Annotated in this window: 14 protein-coding genes; 12 read left to right on the top strand and 2 right to left on the bottom strand. The window is 69.1% G+C overall.

Going from position 1 to position 20405, the window contains the following annotated elements:
- Window positions 1–1179: a pyridoxal phosphate-dependent aminotransferase gene (locus EPO51_RS12865; protein ID WP_293351076.1), complete on the bottom strand. Its 1179-nt coding sequence runs from the start codon at window positions 1177–1179 to the stop codon at window positions 1–3.
- Between the two features lie 261 nt (window positions 1180–1440).
- Between EPO51_RS12865 and EPO51_RS12860 the strand changes: the two genes are divergently transcribed.
- The 7 genes from EPO51_RS12860 (at window position 1441) to EPO51_RS12830 (ending at window position 12474) form a co-directional block, all read left to right on the top strand.
- Window positions 1441–2946, top strand: a complete 1506-nt coding sequence (locus tag EPO51_RS12860) for a S10 family peptidase (protein WP_293351075.1) — start codon at window positions 1441–1443, stop codon at window positions 2944–2946.
- Between the two features lie 307 nt (window positions 2947–3253).
- Window positions 3254–6244: a TonB-dependent receptor domain-containing protein gene (locus tag EPO51_RS12855; protein ID WP_293351074.1), complete on the top strand. Its 2991-nt coding sequence runs from the start codon at window positions 3254–3256 to the stop codon at window positions 6242–6244.
- Window positions 6245–6332: 88 nt separating this feature from the next.
- Window positions 6333–7274, top strand: coding sequence for an ornithine cyclodeaminase family protein (locus EPO51_RS12850; protein ID WP_293351073.1), 942 nt, complete (start codon window positions 6333–6335; stop codon window positions 7272–7274).
- 171 nt (window positions 7275–7445) lie between these two features.
- A complete protein-coding gene (locus EPO51_RS12845; protein WP_293351072.1) occupies window positions 7446–9479 on the top strand; it encodes an amidohydrolase family protein in 2034 nt (677 codons plus the stop codon).
- Window positions 9476–10768: an APC family permease gene (locus EPO51_RS12840; protein WP_293351070.1), complete on the top strand. Its 1293-nt coding sequence runs from the start codon at window positions 9476–9478 to the stop codon at window positions 10766–10768. The genes EPO51_RS12845 and EPO51_RS12840 overlap by 4 nt, the downstream gene beginning before the upstream one ends.
- 31 nt (window positions 10769–10799) lie before the next feature.
- Window positions 10800–11168 carry a RidA family protein gene (locus tag EPO51_RS12835; RefSeq protein ID WP_293351068.1) on the top strand — a complete coding sequence of 123 codons (369 nt, stop codon included), beginning with the start codon at window positions 10800–10802 and terminating at the stop codon, window positions 11166–11168.
- Between the two features lie 124 nt (window positions 11169–11292).
- Window positions 11293–12474: an endonuclease/exonuclease/phosphatase family protein gene (locus EPO51_RS12830; protein ID WP_293351066.1), complete on the top strand. Its 1182-nt coding sequence runs from the start codon at window positions 11293–11295 to the stop codon at window positions 12472–12474.
- Here the strand turns inward: EPO51_RS12830 and EPO51_RS12825 are convergent.
- Entirely contained in the window at window positions 12471–13508 is a 1038-nt protein-coding gene (locus EPO51_RS12825) for a glutathione S-transferase N-terminal domain-containing protein (RefSeq protein ID WP_293351064.1), read from the bottom strand. The genes EPO51_RS12830 and EPO51_RS12825 overlap by 4 nt on opposite strands.
- A 159-nt stretch (window positions 13509–13667) precedes the next feature.
- Between EPO51_RS12825 and EPO51_RS12820 the strand changes: the two genes are divergently transcribed.
- The 5 genes from EPO51_RS12820 (at window position 13668) to EPO51_RS12800 (ending at window position 20404) form a co-directional block, all read left to right on the top strand.
- Window positions 13668–14348, top strand: a complete 681-nt coding sequence (locus EPO51_RS12820) for a TetR/AcrR family transcriptional regulator (protein WP_293351062.1) — start codon at window positions 13668–13670, stop codon at window positions 14346–14348.
- 32 nt (window positions 14349–14380) lie between these two features.
- A complete protein-coding gene (locus EPO51_RS12815; protein ID WP_293351060.1) occupies window positions 14381–15379 on the top strand; it encodes a glutathione S-transferase family protein in 999 nt (332 codons plus the stop codon).
- Window positions 15380–15391: 12 nt separating this feature from the next.
- A complete protein-coding gene (locus EPO51_RS12810) occupies window positions 15392–16246 on the top strand; it encodes an aldose 1-epimerase (RefSeq protein WP_293351058.1) in 855 nt (284 codons plus the stop codon).
- 122 nt (window positions 16247–16368) lie between these two features.
- Window positions 16369–18015 (top strand): glycoside hydrolase family 43 protein, encoded by a 1647-nt coding sequence (locus EPO51_RS12805; protein ID WP_363200617.1) that lies wholly within the window; start codon window positions 16369–16371, stop codon window positions 18013–18015.
- A 1-nt stretch (window position 18016) separates the two neighbouring features.
- Window positions 18017–20404, top strand: coding sequence for a glycoside hydrolase family 3 N-terminal domain-containing protein (locus EPO51_RS12800; protein WP_293351054.1), 2388 nt, complete (start codon window positions 18017–18019; stop codon window positions 20402–20404).
- Window position 20405 lies beyond the last annotated feature (1 nt).

The following is a 20405-nucleotide window of genomic DNA, read 5'->3' as shown; positions in this document are numbered from 1 at the left end:
TCAGCGAAGCGCGGCTAAGCCCGCGCGCAGGCGCAGCATGCCCTGGTCGATGGCCGGGGCGTCGGCGCCGTAGCCGATGCGGATGTAGCCGGGGGCGCCGAAATACTCGCCCGGGGCCACCAGGACGTCGAACTCGGACAGCAGGCGCTGGGCCAGGGCGCGGGTGTCGTCCACGCCGACCACACGCGGGAAATACATGCAGCCGTGGGGGGGCAGGTCGCCCGCCAGCAGGCCGTCGGCCACGAGGGCGTCGACATGGCCCCGCACCACCGGCCGCGTGGCCGCGAGCACCGCCTTCCAATGGGCCTCGAAGGCGGCTGGGGTCTCCAGCACATGGGCGGCCACGGCGTGGGACAGCTTCGAGACGCCCATGTCGCCGTCCGGCGCGCCGGCCCGCAGGCGCGCGACCAGGTCGGCGTCGCCCGCCAGCCAGCCGAACTTCAGCGCGAAGAGGCCGAACACCTTGGTCAGGCTGGAGACGGTGACGATGTTGGCCGCGAGCGTCGCGGCCGGAGGCGCGCCGGACGCCGCGGCGAAGTCGGCATAGACTTCGTCCACCAGCAGCACGGCGCCGACCAGGTCGGCCGCTTCGGCGATGGCGGCGATCCGCTCCGGCCGCAGCCAGGCGCCGGTTGGATTGTGCAGGTTGGTGATCAGCACGGCGCGCGTGCGGGGCGTCAGGCGGGCGCGCAGGTCGTCCAGGTCGACGTCGTACGTGGGCGCCGGGCGGGCGAATTCCTCGACGACGGAGCCGGCCTCTTGCGCCAGGCGCGACAGGAAGTCGAAGCCGGGGCGTTCGACCAGAACATGGTCGCCTGGGGAGACCAGCGCCTTGAAGGCCATGACCAGCGCCCCGGTCGCCCCGGTTGTGGCCACGATCTGGTCCGCGGAGAGGCCATAGCGCTTCGCCACGGCGTCGATGGCGTAGCGGTTGCCGTCGGCGAAGACGCTGACATAGCGGGAGGTGACCTCCTGCGAGAACGCCTCGCGCACCATCGCGACCAGTTCCTCCGTGGGCTCGGCGATGGTGCTCTCGAACAGGATGCTGACGTCCGGGCGGGCCGCCTTGATCCGCATGGCGCCGCGAACCCAGTCCGCATAGGACGGCGCGTCGAACAGGCCATCGCCCGCACCGCGGGGCGGAGCGCCGGCCGCGCCTGTCGAGTGGACTGAGGTCAACGAAACATCCCTGCACGCCGCCCTCGAATTCGGCGGATGGTCGTAGCATAGGCGCCGGAGGCGGACTTTCTTTGCGAATTTGCCCCCACAAGGGGCACATCGCGAGCCGCCTATTCGCGCACTTCTCCCCAGGCGCATAAGTCATGCAGGGCGCCTTGGGGAACTCCGGTTCGCGGGGCGCGGACGGCCCCATGGCGCGCGCATAACGAAAAGAAAATCCGTCCGTTCGCCGCTAGGCTCGCCGCAGGTCCGGGGATGCAGATGACGACACCGCGCGACGGCGGCCTGGCCGCGCTGGGATTTGCGATGCTGGCGGGGGTCGCCTTGCCCGCCGTGGCGCAGGCCCCGGCCATTCCGGCGACGAGCGAGGCCCGCACTCCGCGCGTGGCGGTGACCCGGCACGAAGGCGTCTTCAACGGCCAGAAGGTGCGCTACACGGCCACGGTCGCCGAGACTTTCCTGGACGACGCATCCGGCAAGCCCGCCGCGGCCGCCACGACCATCGCCTACGTCCGCGACGGGGTGAAGGACCGGGCCAGGCGGCCGGTCATGTTCCTGTTCAACGGCGGGCCGGGAGCGTCGTCCTCGCCCCTGCACATGAGTGCGCTCGGACCCTACAGGCGCACGCCGACCGCGCCTGGCGACCGCAGCGGCGGCGGCTGGGTGGAGAACGCGACCAGCCCGCTGGACGCCGTCGACCTGGTCTTCGTCGATCCGGTCGGGACTGGCTTCTCCCGGCCGTTCCCCGGCGCGGACGGCAAGGCTTTCTACAGCACATCCAGCGACGCCCAGGCGGTGAAGACCGTCATCCAGGCCTGGTTGAAGGCCAACGGCCGCGAGGCCTCGCCCCGCTATCTGGCCGGTGAGAGCTATGGGACCACGCGGGCCGCCAGCATCGTCAAGATATCTCCGGACCTGCCGTTCGACGGCGTGCTGCTGATCGCTCTGGCGGGCGAGGTCCCCGGGCGCGAGATGCCTTATGTCGTCGCCCTGCCGACCATGGCCGCGGGGGCCTGGTATCACCAGAAGATCGACCGGGCCGGGCGCTCGGTGGACCAGGTGTTCGCCCAGGCGCTGCAGTTCGCGCGGACCGACTACGTCAGCGCCCTGATCCAGGGCGGCAGCCTGCCGGCCGCGGAGAAACGGCGGATCGCCGAGCGGATGTCGGCGCTGGTCGGACTGCCCGCCGACCTCATCGAAGACAGGAACCTGCGGCTGTCCAAGAACGACTGGATGTTCAACGTTCTCAAGGACCGCGCGCTGCGCACCGGCCTGCTGGACGTGACAGTCACCGCGCCGCTGGAGGCCGGCCAGGACGGGGCCATCGACGATCCGGCCCTGGGCGTCGTGCCCAAGCGCGCGCCGGGGGCCGTGGCCGGCCCCCCGCCCAACCCCGCCGCGATCGGCCCCGTGCCGAGCCCCGTCGTCGGGCGCTACCTGACCGAGGTGCTGAAGTATCCGGCGACCGACCCCTATTACGGCGTGAATTTCTCGGTGAACGCCGCCTGGACGCACGAGCGGGGCGCCAACCCCTATGAAACCCTGGGCCAGGCGATGCGCGAGAACCCGAGGATGCGGCTGTTCTGGGCGGCGGGCTACTACGACCTGACCACCCCCGCCTACGCGGGGCGCTATGTCCTGGACCAGGCCGGCGTTCCGGGCGGCCAGCTCACCGCGGCCTACTTCGCCGGTCCCCATGGCGTCTACGACCACCCGGAGAACCTCGCCCGGTTCGACGCGGCCGTCAGGGCCTTCGTCACCCCCTAGCGGTTGGATGAATTATCCAAGCGCTCAGCGAAACCGCCGCGCCGTCGGCGGCACGGCCGTGCGCCCTTCTGGGCCGTCAGGGAACAGGAAGGTCGCGAACCCAGGATACCCACGCGCTGGGCGACTGCATTGCTCATTCGCGGCTGGGGCGACGGCCGCATTATCAATGTGTGTCGAATAGGCAATGGTTCGAAGAACGAAAAGAAAAACCGGCGGCGCGGACCTACCGTTTCCGCAAGGCAGGGGTTCGGCCGAGGACACGCGAAACGCGGCTTCGGCCCAGGCTCCGGACCTGGGGGATCTTGAGATGAACGGCAATTCCATTCGCGGGCGGATGTTGGCTTCCACGGTGCTGGGAGGCCTTGTGCTGATGGGGGCCGCGCCGGCCTTCGCCCAGGCGGAAGCGGGGGCCAGCGAGATCGGGGAGGTCATCGTCACCGGCTCGCGTATCAAGCGGGCCGAAACGACGACCGAGGCGCCGGTGTCCATTCTGACCGCACAGGCGATTGAGGATCGCGGCTTCATCCAAGCCGGCCAGGCGCTGAACGAGCTCACCGCCAACATGCCCCAGTTCGCCCAGGCCTCCGGCAACGGATCGGCCGCCGGCAACGCCCAGCAGTTCCCCAATCTCTTCGGTCTGGGCGCCGGCCGCACCCTGACTCTGGTCAACGGTCGTCGGTTCGTGACCTCGTCGTCGGGCCTGTCCATCTCGACGTCGGTGATCGGCGACCGCGCCGTTGACACCAACGTCATACCGACCGGGCTGATCTCGAGGATCGAGGTCGCGCAGGCGGGCGGGGCGGCGGTCTACGGCTCGGACGCCATAGCCGGTGTCGTGAACTACATCCTGCGGGACGACTTCACCGGCCTGGAGCTCGACGCCCAGTATGGCATCTCCTCGCGCGACGACTATCCGACCCAGAGCCTGCGCGCGACCGCCGGTCGCAACTTCCTGGACGACCGCGCCAACGTCGCCGTCAATGTGGAATGGTCGAAGACCCGGCCGCTGTTCGACTACGACCGCCCGCGCTCGAACCTGGGCCGGGTGACGATCTCGAACCCGGCGAACCGCACCAATTCCGACGGCGTCCCCGCGGTCACCGAGAACCTGAACACCCGCTTCGTCAGCTTCAACGCCAATGGTGTGCTGTTCTCGCCGGGCCCGCCGTTCGCCAGCTCGATCTACAAGGTCAACGGGGCGCCACAGCAGTTCAATGCCGCCGGCTCGGCCCTGATTCCCTACGACGTCGGCAACCTGTTGAACAACGCGGTCCCGCCCTTCACCAGCGGCGGCGACGGCAATCCGTACCAGGAACTCGCGGCCCTCGTGACGGGCGTGGAGCGTTGGAGTGGCACGGTGCTCGGGCACTACGACATCACCGACCGGATCAAGTTGTCTGGCGAGTTCCTCTACGCCCGCGTCGAAGGGCGCGATCCGTACGCCAACCAGGCCAGCAACACGGTGCTCAACAACGCCGCGAGCGGCGCCGGGGCAATCTCGATCTCGCGCACCAATCCCTATCTGTCGCCGGCGGTCACCGCGATCCTCGGCCCGGCGGGCGCGCCGCTCACCCTCTCCAAGTGGTGGACCGATCTGCTGCCGACGCGTGAGCAGACCTATCAGACGGATACGGTCCGCGCCCTGGTGGCGTTGGACGGCGACTTCGACCTCGGCGAGCGCAATTTCTACTGGAGCCTGTCGTTCAGCCACGCCGAGACCGATGGCGAGACACGCGGCTATCGAGCCTACACGCAGCGCTTCAACAACGCGATCAACGCGGTCCGCAACGGCTCCGGCCAGATCGTCTGCGCCATCAACGCCGATGCCTCGGCCGCCAACGACGACCCTGCCTGCGCGCCGATCAATCCCTTCGGCGTGGGCAATGTGAGCCAGGAAGCGCGCCTCTACGCCACGACCCAGGTCGGCCAGGATTACCTGAACACACAGGACGACCTGCTCGCGACCTTCGGCGGCGATCTGTTCGCCCTGCCGGCCGGCAAGGTGAAGTTCAGCGCCGCCTACGAGCATCGCGAGGAGAAGGCGAAGTTCGTCCCGCTGGCGGCCAATCAGCGTGGCTTGGTGGAATCTCAGGTGCCGACCCTGGCCACGAGCGGCAGCTACAACACCGAGGAGTTGTCCGGGGAATTGCTTGTCCCCGTGCTTGGTGGCGATTTCTCGCTGCCGTTCGCCCGCACGGTCGAGCTCAACGCCGCCTACCGTTATGTCGACAACTCGATCGCCGGCAAGGAGGACGTCTGGGGTGTTGGCGGCCGGTGGGAAATCGTGGAGGGATTCACATTCCGCGCGTCGCGTAGCCGCAACTTCCGCGCCCCGACCCTCGATCAACTGTTCGCTCCGACCCGTACGGCCTTGGCCAATTCGGGGAATGACCCGTGCGACGCCGACCGGATCGCCTCGGGTCCGGCGCCGGCGACGCGCCTCGCCAATTGCCAGGCGCTGTTCGCCGCCAACCCGGGCTATGGGCCGCTCGCGACCTTCCAGGACCAATCGGAGAACTTCTCCCGCGCCCTCGTGACGTCGGGCGGCAATGCTGAGTTGCGCAACGAGATCTCCAAGACCTGGACCTATGGCTTCGTGTTCCAGCCGATTTTCGCGCCGGGCCTGAGCATCGTGGTCGACCGCGTCGAGGTGGACCTGAAGGACGGCCTTTCCGCCTTCACGCCCGCCAGCTTCATGGCCACCTGCTATGACTCCGCGGAGCAGCCGGCCGACATCTGCGGCACGTTCACCCGCGACGCCCAGGGCAACATCGCCACGGCGCGCTCGACGACCTTCAACGCCGGCCGGATCACCTTCCGGGGCGAGGTCTACAACATCAATTACAGCTTCCCGATCGGTCGCTACTTCGGCGACCGCGACCTGGGCGAACTGGAGCTGAACCTCGAGGCGACCCGCATCGAGAAGTTCGAGATCTCGGTGACCGGCGTCGACGTCACGCGGGTCGACAACACCGCGGCGACCACCGACTTCGGGCCGTCGCCCGATCTCTCGGCCCGCTTCGACGCCCGCTGGCGCAGGGGGCCGCTGCGCCTCAACTATTCGATCAACTACATGTCTCCGGTGAAGTTCACCTACACCGCGACGATCGAGAACGTGCCGACGCCCACGGTGAAGGAAAACCTGCGCCAGAACGTCTCGGCGTCATACGAGATCGGCAACTACACGATCCGCGGCGGGGTCACGAACATCACCGACGAGGAACCTTCGTACCCCACGCGGAACTACGGCGACATCCTGGGCCGGCAGTACTACGTCGGGCTGAAGGCCCGCTTCTAGTTCAGCGCGACCCGGCGTAACGGTCGCGTGGGCGCGGCGATGGTCCCCACACCGTCGCCGCGCCCCGATCTTTCGGGAAAGGCTGCTGATGCGCGTAATTGATCGGGATGAGGTTCGCCGGCGGCTGACCTACGAGGTCTGCATCCCGCTGGTGCGCCAGGCGATGATCGCCTTCTCGAAGGGTGAGACGCTGCAGCACCTGCGCTTGATCCTGCCGCTGAGCGAGGGCCGTGCGTTCGGGATCATGCCGGGCGCGCTGGGCGATCACGCGGTGTTCGGCGCGAAGCTGATCAGCGTCTTCCATGACAACTTCGCCAAGGGAATCCAGTCGCACCAGGGCGTAGTGGTCCTGTTCGACGGCGAGACCGGCGCGCCGGTCTGCATCGCCCACGCGGGCGAGATTACGGCCATCCGCACCGCGGCGGCCAGCGCCGTGGCCACCGACGCCCTGGCGCGGCCGGACGCCTGCCGCATGGCGATCCTGGGCTACGGCGAGCAGGCGGCCACCCACGCCCGCGCCATCTCCCGCGTTCGCAAGCTGGAGGCGATCACCGTCTGGGGTCGCGACGCCGACCGCGCCAAGGCCTTCGCCAAGGCGACCGAGGCCGAACTGGGCCTGCCGGTGTTCGCGGCGCCCAGCGTGCGCCAGGCGGTGGCGGGGGTCGACATCGTCACCACCGTGTCCGGCGCGCGCGAGCCGATCCTGGAGGGCGCCTGGCTGGCCCCGGGGACGCATGTGAACCTAGTGGGCTCCAGCGGGCCGGGGCCGACCGAGGTCGACGACGACCTGGTCGTGTGCTCGCGTTTCATCGCCGACAGCCGCGAGGGCGTCCTGGCCCAGGGCGCGGAGTTTCTCTACGCCAAGGCCGCTGGCCTGATCGACGACAGCCATGTGGTGGGCGAGATCGGTCAGGTGCTGGCCGGGGACCTCGAGGGCCGCCAGTCCGCCGACCAGATCACCGCCTACAAGTCCCTGGGCCACATCGTCCAGGACCTGGCGGCGGCCAAGGCCCTCTACGAGGCGCAGTGATGAAGCGCGGGGCCTTCGCCCCTGCGGCCCAGCGAAAGCCCGCAACATAGCCTATGTCGACGCCCGTTCGGCCGCGCATTGAACTTGTCGCGCGCCAGGGCGGCGGGCGGCACTTCGAATAGAAAATCCTGGCCCCGGAGGTACGATGCTGCCGCCGTGTAGGGGTGTCTCATGTCGCCAAGAACCGCCGCCGCCGTCGGCGTCCTCCTGTCCCTGTGCTTGGCGGGAACGGCCTTCGCCGAGACCTTCCGGTATGTGGTCATGGCCAACGGCGAGAAGGTCGGTCACCTGGTCGCCGAGGTGCAGGGACGCAGCACCTCGGTCGACTATGCGGTGGTCAACAATGGCCGCGGCCCCAAGGCGCGCGAGAAGATCGAGGCCGACGCCGCCGGCATGCCGGTGACCTGGACCATCGAAGGCGAGTCCCTGTTCGGAAGCCCGGTACAGGAGCACTTCACCTGGAGGGCCGGCCAGGCCGAGTGGGTGAGCCAGGCCGACAAGGGCCAGACGCCTGCGCCCAAGCCGCTGCTCTACATCGGCAACGACGTCAGCCCGTGGATGCTGGGAGTCTATGTGAAGGCGCTGCTGAAGGCGCCGAACCACACGCTTCCCGTCCTGCCGTCGGGCCAGCTGCGTCTGGCCGAGGCGCGCAAGGTCACGCTGGGCGAAGGAAAGGCCGCCGTCCCGCTGACGGTCTACGAACTCTCCGGCATCGACCTGCAACCCGACTACGTCCTGGTCGACAGGAAGGGCGATCTGTTCGCGTCCGGGGGCCTGATCCGCGAGGGCTACGAGACCCAGATTCCGGTCCTCCAGAAGATGAACCGCGAGATATCCCAGGCCCGCGCCGAGGAGGCCCAGAAGAAGCTGGCCCACCGGTTCTCCGGCCCGGTGCGGATCCGCAATGTGCGCGTCTTCGATCCGGTCTCGATGAAGGTCGGCGGGCTCTCCACCGTGGTGGTCTATGGCGACCGCATCGCCACCGTCGGCGCCAACGATCCGGCCGGCGCCGCGCCGGCGGGCGAGACGGTGATCGACGGGCAGGGCGGGACGCTGGTTCCCGGCCTGCATGACATGCACTCGCACACGACCCTGTCGTCCAACCTGTTCAACCTGGCCGCCGGCGTCACAGCCACGCGCGACCAGGGCAACGACAACGAACAGCTGCTGGCGATGATGGAGGGCCTGGCCGCGGGCCGGCTGGCGGGGCCACGTATCGTGCGCAACGGCTTCCTGGAGGGCCGCAGCCCCTATTCGGCGCGCAACGGCTTCATCGCCGACAGCCTGGAGGACGCGCTGAAGGACGTCCGCTGGTACGCCGATCGCGGCTACTGGCAGATCAAGATCTACAACAGCTTCAACCCGGACTGGGTCGCCCCCGTCGCCGCCGAGGCCCACCGGCTGGGCCTGGGCGTCACCGGCCACGTGCCGGCCTTCTCCTCGCCTGACCGGGTGATCGGCGACGGCTACAACGACATCGCCCATATCAACCAGCTCATGCTGGGCTGGATCCTGGATCCCAAGGAGGACACCCGTACGCCGCTACGCCTCACCGGCATGGCGCGGGGCAAGGACCTCGACCTCAATTCGCCGCGGGTCCAGAAGACCGTCGCCCTGATGCAGGAGAAGGGCGTCGCGCTGGACACCACCGCGATGATCCTGGAGCGCCTGATGCTGTCGCGCTCGGGCGAGGTGCAGGCGGGCGACAAGCCCTACCTCGACCACGTGCCGATCGGCTACCAGCGCTACCGCAAGCGCAGCTTCGTGACGATCAAGACGCCGCAGGAGGACGCCGATTACCAGGCCGGCTTCAGGAAGGTGCTGGAGGTCCTGAAGATGCTGGACGACAAGGGCGTCCAGCTGCTGCCGGGCACGGACGACGGCACGGGCTTCTCCAACCAGCGTGAGCTGGAGGTCTATGTCATGGCCGGGATTCCGGCCGGCAAGGCGCTGCGGCTGTCGACTCTGGACGCCGAGCGGTACTTCAAGCGCGACAGCCAGCTGGGCTCCATCGAGCGCGGCAAGCTGGCCGACTTCATCCTCGTGGACGGCGACCCGACGGCCGATATCTCGAAGATCCGCAATGTGCGCATGACCATGGTCGGCGGCGTCGCCTACTATCCCGCCGAGATCTACGAGCACCTGGCGATCAAGCCGTTCGCGCCCCCGCCGCCCGTCGTCGCGCCGCGGCCGGAGACCAAATGACCGACCAGCTCCGAGCCGGCGTTCGCCTGATCGACCTCGTCATGCTGGGGGCGGGGACCGCCATCGGCGCCTCGATCTTCTCGGTGCTGGGCCCGGCGGCCCAGGTGGGCCACGAGGGCATCCTGGTGGCCTGCGTGCTGGCGGCGCTGCCCATGGTTCTGTTCGGCCTGGTCTACGCCTACATGGCCTCGGCCGTGCCGCGGACGGCCGCCTCGTTCGAGTGGCAGCGCCAGTTCACCCACCCGCTGATCGCCTTCGGCATCGTCTGGCTGCGCATCCTGTCCAACGCCGTCGTGATGATCGTGCTGGGCACGGTGCTGGTCAGCTACCTGGGCAAGGTGATCGCCATCCCGGGCAAGCCGGTGATGTTCGCCCTGTTCCTCGCAGTGTTCGCGATCAACTACCTGGGCGTGGCGGTGGCGGCTCGGGCGCAGACGATCCTAATGCTGATGCTGCTGGTGGTGTTCGCGGTGTTCGTGATCGCGGGCGCGCCCTCGCTGAAGCCGCAACTGGTGGCGCAGTCGCTGTCGGTGGGCTGGGCGCCGATCGTCGCGGCCCTGCCGCTGATGATCCAGCTCTTCCTCGGCATCGAGACGACCACGGAGGTGGGCGAGGAGGTGGCCGATCCCAAGCGCGTGGTGCCGCTGGGCTTGGCGCTCGCGCTGATCCTCACGGTTGTGGTCTACCTGGCCATCGCCTTCACGGCCCTGAGCCTCGTGGGCGCCGACGCCCTGGCCGCCAGCGACGCCCCGTTGCTGACGGCCGCCGAGGCGGCGCTGGGCGACTGGGCCATGCCAGTGATCGTCACAGCCGCGGTGCTGGCGCTGTCGAAGTCGATGAACGCGGTCTTCCTGGTGTTCGCCCGCTTCCTTTACGCCATGGGCCGGGCCGGCGTGCTGCCCGCGGCCCTGGGCAGGATCCACCCGAAGTTCGGAACGCCGCACATCGCCACCATCGTGGCCTTCGGCGCCTGTTGCCTGGGCCTCTTCCTGCCCTCCAGCCTGCTGTTCCTGCTGCTGGCGGTGAACATCCCGACGATGATGAAGTACGCCGGTTCGTGCCTGGCCGCCTACAACGTCGCCGCCAAGCATCCCGACGTACACGCCCAGGCGCGCCTGCGGCTGGGCCGGGGCACGGTGCGCGTGCTGGCCGGGCTCGGCATGGCGGCCGCGGTGATCATCGCCAGCCTGGGCTTCAGCACCGATTGGAAGCCCTACACCCTGCTGGCCGGCTGGCTGGCGCTGGGCCTCGCCTACTACGCCCTCGTCGCCCGCAAGACCGCGTCGTAGGCTCCGGGCTTTCCCCTCCGGAGGAGAGTCCATGCGTCACAGGACGTTCGAACGGCAGGCGCGGTCCTACTCCCAGGCCTGCCTCGTCGAGGCGCCGCGGCGCTGGCTGTTCGTCAGCGGTCAGACACCCACGGATGCGGAGGGGGCGGCGCCCGAGGCCTTCGAGGACCAATGCCGGCTGGCCTGGGGTAACGTGGAGCGGCAGCTTGCGGCGGCCGGGATGGGCCTCGACGACCTGGTGAAGGTGACCGTCTTCCTGGCCGACCGCCGCTATCGCGAGGCCAACTACACGATCCGCCATGAGGTTTTGGCCGGGCGCTCTCCTGCCCTCACCGTCATCGTCTGCGAGATCTACGATCCCGCATGGCTGGTGGAGATCGAGGCCGTGGCGGCGGACTGAGGGCTCGCGTGGGCCGTCGCCGGATTGCCGGAAATCGCGGTGATGCCCCTGCAGCACCGTCAAAGGTTCTTGCTGTGGTTGTGAATTCGGAGATTACTGCTCGGAGATCTGAGCGGGGGCTGCGATGACCAACAAGTACGCCGGCTTGCGGGGGCTGCTCAAAAACGACGCTCCGGCGGGGCGGCGCTGCGCCGAGCGGCTGCTGAAGATGCGGGCCTCGCTGCAGGACCTGCGCGCGCGAAAGAGCGACGACACGCTCATGCTCGCGACCTGGAACATCCGCGACTTCGATTCCAACAAGTTCGGTTACGGCTACCGGCTGCCGGAGACCTTCTACTACCTCGCCGAGATCATCTCGTGCTTCGACCTCGTGGCGTTGCAGGAGGTGAACCGCGACCTCTCGGGCCTGGAGACGCTGATGCGGATCCTGGGCCGCGAGTGGGACTACATCGCCACCGACACCACCGAAGGGCCAGGGGGCAACGGCGAGCGGATGGCGTTCGTCTTCAACACCGAGAAGGTCTGGTTTCGGAAGATCGCCGGCGAGGTGGTGCTCCCCGAAGGTCAGTTGATCGTCACCCAGAAAAAGAAGAAGGCGTCGAAGGCGGACGCCCCCGCCCTGGAGCCCGGCGCGGTCGCGGCGGCGAAGGTCAAGGAACAGTACGAGGAGGTGAAGCAGCAGTTCGCCCGCTCGCCCTTCCTGGTCGCCTTCCAGTCGGGCTGGTTCCGCTTCAGCCTCTGCACGGTGCATATCTATTACGGCGAGGACCGGGGCGCGAAGCTGCAGCAGCGGATCGACGAGATCGACCGTCTCGTGTCGTTCTTCAAGAAGCGTCAGGACAGCCAGAGCAGCGCGGAACGCGACCGCTCAGGCGCCGTGGAGAACTATCTGCTGCTGGGGGATTTCAACGTCGTCAGTCCCGAGCACGAGACGATGAAGGCGCTTAAGAGGCACGGCTTCCTGGTGCCGGAACAGATCGACGGCGACAAGGTCCGCAAGGACGGTCAGCACTACTACGACCAGATCGCCGCCAGGGTGAAGGACAAGCGGTTCAAGGTCATCGATGGGGGCATGGTCGACATGTACGCCGACGTCTTCCGCGACGAGGACCTGCCGATCTACCAGGCGTTGATGCCGGCGGTGGATCCGGAGAAGAGCGCGCGGGCCCGCGCGACGACGCCCGAGAAACTCTTCAACAAGTGGCGGACCTGGCAGATGTCGGACCACCACCCGCTGTGGATCCAGATCAAGACCGACTTCGCCGACACCTATCTCAGCGACCTGCTGACCCCGCCGCAGCCCTAGCGTCCGGCGGCGAACAGCGTCTCGCAGCCGGTCCCGGCGAGGGCTGCATCCACCCGGGCGCGGTCCCTGTCGCCCAGCGCCGCGTACTCCTCGCGCAGCCATGCGAGGCACTTGGCCTGGTAGACGAAGGGCTGCATGACCCACGGCTTGCCGTCGATCTCGGCGTTCACCTCGGAGGCGCCCGCCTGCACGGCCGCGGCGTTGGCCAGCAGCAGCGGCGCATAGGTGCGGCCGGCCTCGCCCAGGATCGCGGTGAGCGTGGCGGGCAGGGCGTCGGCGTCGAACCAGTCGGCGGGCTTCGGGTCCTCGCCCGACAGGTCCTCCATCAAGAGCACCCAGGCGGCGACGCGTTGGGCGCGGGCGTGGGTGAGCGCCATCGACGTGGGGTCGAAATGGACGAGCTGGGTGAGCTGGCCATAGCTGGCGAAGTCGCTGGCCGAGGGCCGGCCGCCCAGCAGGAAGCGATGGTCGCGCAGATGCGCTTCCAGCAGGTCGATAAAGCGGACGTAGCTAGCCTCGATCACCGGGCCGGTGACGGCGTTGGACCCCACGTAGCGCAGGCGCGGGATCTGGCGTTCGGCGAAGGCTTTGCCGGCGGCCCGAAGCTCGACGTCCGGTAGCCGGGCGCGGGTGTAGGCGGGCAAGACGGCCGCCGCCTTGGCGACGTCGGCCTCATAGGCCCAGCGGTAGTGGAACATGGCCTTGGTCAGCCACTCGTCGCCGAAGTCCTCGAGCAGCGCGTCGATGAGCGCCAGCGCGGGATCGGCCGGCCGCGCCTCGCGCCCGGCATGTTCGCGCTCCAGCCGCCGAAGGATCGGCGTCGAGTCGGTGACCGCGACGAGGTCGCCATCGGCGCCGGGGAAATAGAAGGTCGGCAACAGCGAGACCTTCGGCCGGGGCAGATCCGGCGCCTCGTGCGAGAGCTGGATCAGGCTATAGGGGATGCGGCGATAGCGCAGCAGGGCCAGCATCTTGCGGGTGTAGGGCGAGCCCGGAACCCCGCTCAGCAGCACTCGATCCTCGGTCGTTCCCATGCGCGCCTCCCGGCGTCCCGTTGACAGTCCGGGACCTTGCGCGGAGCATGAAGCGGAATTCATGTTCCGGAAAGAGGGCGCATCCGGGACACACCGCCGTTCCATTTGGAAACGCCGCGGGAGGCGGCTAAACCGCAAGGCGAGCAGCGGAAGACCTAGATGCCGAAAGCCAAGCCTCTGGACGCGACCGAGCCCGATCCGACCTGGACCCGGCCTGCGTACCAGAACCGGAGCCGCGAGCAGCGGGACCGGTTGCTGAAGGCCGGCGAGCGGGCTTTCGCCGCCTCGGGGTTCTGGCAGACCCACATCACCGACATCGCCAAGCGCGCCGGCTGTTCCGTCGGCAGCTTCTATCGGCGCTTCGAGGACAAGGAGGCGTTCTTCCTGGCGCTCCAGTCCGACATGGCCTCCCGTGCGGAAGCCAACATCGCCAAGTTCTTCGAGGATCCGGCGCGGGAAGCGGAGGCGCTGGACGAGCTGCTCACCCGGCTGGCCCGCAACACCGCGCGCACCATGCGCGGCATCGAGGGCTACTACCGCGCGCTGTTCGAGCTCAGCCTGCGAGGCCAGAACGTCTGGCCGCCCATGCGGCGCGTGGAAGCCATCGAGGCCGAGTTCCTGGTGAAGCTGCTCAAGACCCGCGGCGTCTCCACGGACGACAGGTTCCAGAAGCGCGCCCACCTCGCCATTCGCATGATGCATGGTCAGATCGTCTCGGCGATGCTGCATGGGCCGGGCCCGTGGGCCGCCGACGATCCCGAGCTGCACGAAGAGCTGAGCCTGATGTTGATCCGCTACCTGAGGATCGAGGGTGCGGCGCCGGCGAAGAAGAACAGGTAGCAGTCCCGAAACGGACGCGTGGAGGAATGGCCATGGCCGAGGTCTATCGGATCTTCGGATCGGAGATGTCGCCGTACTCGGTGAAGGTGCGCTCCTACTTCCGCTTCAAGGGCGTCCCGCACCGGTGGATCCCGCGCAACGCGGCCTCCGACGAGGACTACAAGCGCTTCGCCAAGCTGCCGATCGTGCCGACGGTCGCGACGCCCGAGGACGAGGGCCAGCAGGATTCGACGCCGATCCTGGAGCGGGCCGAGGCGCGTTTCCCCGAACCCTCGATGCACCCGTCCGATCTGGCGCTCGCCTTCCTCTCGGCGCTGGTCGAGGAGTTCGGCGACGAGTGGGGCAACAAGCTGATGTTCCACCATCGCTGGTACGCCGACGTCGACCAGGCGGCCTCGGCCCAGACCCTGGCGCGGCTGTCGCTGCCGGACGGCACGGCCGAGGAGGTGGCCGAGCGGACGAAGTTGGTGCGCGAACGGATGACCGGCCGCGGCCACTTCGTGGGCTCCAGCGACGCCAACGCACCGCTGATCACCGGCTACTACCTTGAGCTCCTCGACATCCTGGAGGCGCACCTACGGGATCGGAAGCACCTGTTCGGGGGGCGTCCCGCGTTTGGGGATTTCGGGCTCTCCGCCCAGCTCTACGAATGCTCGGTCGACCCGACCTGCGGAGGGATGATGCGGGCCCGGGGGCCGGCGGTGCTGGACTGGTGCCACCGGATGATGGAGCCGCGGGTGGATGGCGCATTCGAGAGCTGGGACAGCCTGAAGCCGACGCTTGCGCCGCTGCTGGCCTACATCGGCCGCTACTTCCTGCCGTGGTCGACGGCCAACGCCGCGGCCCTGCTGGAAGGCGATCCGGAGTTCACGATCGAGCTGGCGGGACAGGGCTATACCCAATCGCCGCAGAAGTACCACGCCAAGTCGCTGGCGGCGCTGCGGGCGCGCTACGCGCCGCTGGCGGGTGACGTGGGTCTGGCCGAAATCCTGCGCGAGTCCAACTGCTTGCCATTCCTGAAGCCGGTCTAGGCGGACCGGGCCATGGCGCGAGAAACCCTCCAGGCCGGCGGCCTGCGGCTCACCTTCGATCCGGAGCTTGGCGGGGCGATCCTGTCGCTGACGCGCGACGGCGAGGACCTGTTGCGGCCAACGCCGGAGGGCGCGGCGGACGTGCTGGAGACGGCGTGTTTCCCCCTGGTCCCCTACGCCAACCGGATCGCCCACGGGTGTTTCAGGTTCGGCGGCCGGACCGCCGCGCTGAGCCGCAACATGGTCGGGCAGGAGCATCCGCTGCATGGGGAGGGCTGGCGGGCCGCGTGGCGGGTCGAGGCGAGGGGCGCGGATTTCGCGACCCTGGTTTTCGAGCCCCGGGCCACCGAATGGCCGTGGCGCTACCGGGCCCGACAGACCTTCAGGCTGACGCCCGAAAGTTCAACCTTCGAGGTGAATGTGTTGGATATGGCGGACGAGCCCGGTCCGTTCGGCCTGGGCTTCCACCCCTATTTCCCACACAGCGCCACCGCGCGCCTGACCGCGCACACGACCGGCGTCTGGCGTTCGTCGGCCGACCTGCTGCCCACCGAGCTGGCGGCGGGCGCGCCGTGGGCGGACGGGGCGGCGGTGCGGACCGAGCGGCTCGTCGATCATTGCCACGCCGGCTGGGTCGGCCTCGCGCGCATCGACCTGGGCCCTGGACGGCCGAGCCTCCAGATGACCGCCTCGCCAGAGTTGGGCTGGCTGCACGTCTTCGCGCCGCCCGGCGAAGAGTTCTTCTGCGTCGAGCCGGTCAGCCATGCGCCCAACGCCTTCAACATGGCCGATCCCGCAGCCCAGGGGGTGCGGGTGCTAGCGCCGGGCGAGACCCTGACGGCCTGGATGCGCCTCGATCTAATGTGAGCGCTAACAATCTGCTTGATTGGTCTGACCACCTCCGGCACAAACATCCTACAACATGGCGGCGCCAGACCGCCTGAGGATGCGGAGGAGGGCGCGTGGCGGCGATGTCGCGGAGGCAGGTCTTGGCGCTGGTCGCCGCACTGGCCCTGGCCGGCCCTGCCGCCGCCGCGGAGGCGCGGTTCGATTGGTTCGACTATCGCGGCAGCGACCCGGCCGACGCCGCGCCGCTGAAGCCCGGCGCGTACCGCAACCCGATCCTGCGCGGCTTCTATCCGGATCCCAGCCTCACGCGGGTGGGCGACGACTTCTACCTGGTCACCTCGACCTTCGCCTATTTCCCCGGCCTGCCGGTGTTCAAGAGCCGCGACCTGGTGAGCTGGACCCAGATCGGCAACGCGATCGACCGGCCGGACCAGCTCGATTTCACCGGCCTGGGGCTCTCGCGCGGCGTGTTCGCCCCGACCATCAGCCACCGCGACGGAACGTTCTACATCCTGAACACCTGCGTGGACTGCGGGGGCAACTTCCTGATCACGACCAAGGACCCCGCCGGGCCGTGGTCGGACCCGATCTGGATCAGGGACATCGACGGCATCGACCCGTCGTTCTTCTTCGACGACGACGGCCGGACCTGGATCCTCAATAACGGCCCGCCGGAAGGCGAGCCCCTCTATCCCGGCCACCGCGCCATCTGGCTGCAGGAGTTCGACCTCGCCGCCCGCAAGCCGATCGGGCCGCGCAAGGTGCTGGTGAACGGCGGCGTCGACATCTCGACCAAGCCCGTCTGGATCGAGGGGCCGCACATCTTCAAGCGCGGCGGCTGGTACTATCTGAGCTGCGCCGAGGGCGGCACGGCCGAGGGCCATTCGCAGGTGATCCTGCGCAGCCGCACGGTGACCGGGCCCTACGAGGCCTGGTCCGGCAACCCGATCCTGACCCAGCGCGGCCTGCCGGCCGACCGGCTGCATCCGATCACCTCGGCGGGTCATGCCCAACTCGTGCAGACGGCCAGGGGCGAATGGTGGGCAAGCTTCCTGGCGACCCAGCCCTACGCCGGGGACTTCTACAACACCGGCCGCGAGACCTTCCTGCTGCCGGTGACCTGGACCGCCGACGGCTGGCCGGTGATCCTGCCGCCCGGCCAGGCGATCCCGCGGGAGGTCCCCAAGCCCGACCTGCCGGCGGCGCCCGCGAAGGCGCGGCCGGTCCGCGAGGACTTCGGCAAGCCGCTGGGCCCGGAGTGGATGACGATCCGCAACCCGCGCGGCCCCTGGTATCGGCTCGACGCCGGCGCGCTGGTGCTCGACGGCGCCGAGCCGCTGGGCGGAACCGGCCATCCCGCCTACGCCGGCCGCCGCCAGCAGCATGTCGACGCCGAGGCCAGCACCCGCCTGCGCTTCACGCCCGAACGCGACGGCGACCGCGCCGGCCTGGTCGCGCTGCAGAGCCCCGACTTCTTCTATGCCCTGACGGTCACGCGGAAGGGCGCCGCCACGGTGGTCGCGCTGGAGCGCCGGGCAGGTCCCAAGGACCCGGTGAGCGGCGCGCTCGTCGCGAGCGCGGCGATCCCCGACGGCAAGCCGATCGACCTGCGCATCACGGCGCGCGGCGCGAAGTACGACTTCGCCTATGCGCTCGCGCCCGGCCGCTGGACCACCCTGGCCGTCGACCAGGACGGGACGATCCTTTCGACCAAGACCGCCGGCGGCTTCGTCGGCGCGACCTTCGGACTCTATGCCTACAGCCCGGCCGCGCCGGACGGAGACTGACATGACGACCCTGACCCGCCGCCGCTTCGGCGCCAGCCTCGCCGTCCTCGCCGGAGCCCTCGCCGCGCCCGCCGCCCACGCGCAGGGGCGGCCGCTCTACAAGGATCCGAAGGCGCCGGTCCCCGCGCGGGTCGACGACCTCATGGGCCGCATGACCCTGGAGGAGAAGGTCGCCCAGATGGTCGGCATCTGGCTGAAGAAGGAGGATATCCAGACGCCGGACGCCGAGTTCTCGCCCGAGGCGGCGTCGAAGGCCTTCCCGAACGGCCTGGGTCAGATCTCGCGGCCCTCCGATCGCCGGGGCGCCAAGGCAGGCGCCCACGCCGGCGCAGAGCCCGGCACGGTCAATCGCACGCCGTCCGAGACCGCCCGCTACATCAACGCCGCCCAGAAGTGGGCCGTGGAGAAGACCCGCCTGGGCATCCCGATGCTGATGCACGACGAGGCCCTGCACGGCTACGTCGCCCGCGAGGCCACCAGCTTCCCGCAGGCCATCGCGCTGGCGTCGACCTGGGACCCCGAGACCGTCGAGAAGGTGTTCGCCGTGGCCGCCCGCGAGATGCGGCTGCGCGGCTCCAACATCGCGCTCGCCCCCGTGGTGGACGTGGCCCGCGACCCGCGTTGGGGCCGGATCGAGGAGACCTATGGCGAGGACCCGCACCTTTGCGCGGAGATCGGCCTGGCCGCCATCCACGGCTTCCAGGGCCGGACCCTGCCGCTGGCCAAGGACAAGGTGTTCGTCACCCTGAAACACATGACCGGCCACGGCCAGCCGGAGAGCGGGACCAACGTCGGCCCGGCGCAGATCTCGGAACGCACCCTGCGCGAGAACTTCTTCCCGCCTTTCGAACGCGCGGTGAAGGAGGCCAACGTCCGCGCGGTGATGCCGTCGTACAACGAGATCGACGGGGTGCCGTCGCACGCCAACCGCTGGCTGCTGCACGATGTGCTGCGCGAGGAGTGGGGCTTCCAGGGGGCGACCCTGAGCGACTATTTCGCGATCCGGGAGCTGGTGACCCGCCACAGGATGTACGAGACGCCCGACGACGCGGCGGTGGCGGCGATGAGGGCCGGGGTCGATGTCGAGCTGCCGGACGGCGAGGCCTACAACCGCCTGCCGGAGCTGGTCCGGGCGGGAAAGGTCCCGCAGGCGGAGATCGACGCCGCCGTGCGCCGGATCCTGACCCTGAAGTTCGAGGGCGGGTTCTTCGAGAACCCCTACGGCGACCTGAAGAACGCCGACAGGCTGACCGCCGCGCCCGACGCCATCGCGCTGGCCCGCGAGGCCGCGACGCGGTCGATGGTGCTGCTGAAGAACGACAAGGGCCTGCTGCCGCTGGAGGCCGGCAAGGTCGGCCGGCTGGCCGTGCTGGGCACGCACGCCCGCGACACGCCGATCGGCGGCTACAGCGACATCCCCCGGAAGGTCGTCAGCGTGCTGGAAGGGCTGCAGGCGGAAGCCGCGAAGACCGGCCAGTTCCAGGTGGACTACGCCGAGGCCGTGCGGATCACCGAGAGCCGGGTCTGGGCCGCCGACGAGGTCAAGCTGGCAGATCCCGCCGTCAACGCCCGCCTGATCGCCGAGGCGGTCGAGGTGGCGAAGAAGGCCGACGTGGTCCTGATGGTGCTGGGCGACAACGAGCAGACCAGCCGCGAGGCCTGGGCCGACAACCACCTGGGCGACCGCAACAGCCTGGACCTGATCGGCCAGCAGAACGACCTGGCCCGCGCCATCTTCGCCCTGGGCAAGCCCACCGTCGTCCTGCTGCTGAACGGCCGCCCGCTGTCGGTGAACCTGCTGGCGGAGAAGGCCGACGCCCTGATCGAGGGCTGGTACCTGGGCCAGGAGACCGGCAACGCCGTGGCCGACGTGCTGTTCGGCCGGGTCAATCCGGGCGGCAAGCTGCCGGTCTCGATCGCCCGCGACGTCGGCCAACTGCCGGTGTTCTACAACGCCAAGCCCACCGCCCGGCGCGGCTACCTGTTCGCCGAGGCGACGCCGCTCTACCCGTTCGGCTTCGGCCTCTCGTACACGACCTTCGAAATCGGCGCCCCGAAGCTGTCGCGGACCAGCATCGGGGCCGGCGAGAGCGTGCGGGTCGAGGTGGAGGTGGCCAACACCGGCAAGCGGGTCGGCGACGAGGTGGTGCAGCTCTATCTCCACGACGAGGCCGCCTCGGTGACCCGGCCCGTGAAGGAGCTGAAGAAGTTCCGGCGCGTGACCCTGGCGCCCGGCGAGCGGCGCTCGGTGGCCATCGAGCTGACCCCCGCCGACCTGGCGATCTGGAACATCGACATGAAGCGGGTGGTGGAGCCGGGGAAGTTCACGGTGATGGCGGGAGGCAACTCCGCCGATCTGAAGTCGGTGACGCTGACGGTGGCGGGGTAGG

Origin of the sequence: Phenylobacterium sp. (assembly GCF_004297125.1) — a bacterium.
In the GTDB taxonomy this organism is placed as follows: domain Bacteria; phylum Pseudomonadota; class Alphaproteobacteria; order Caulobacterales; family Caulobacteraceae; genus Phenylobacterium.
Note: the sequence above shows the minus strand (reverse complement) of the source record. Positions and strands in the feature narration are given on the sequence as shown.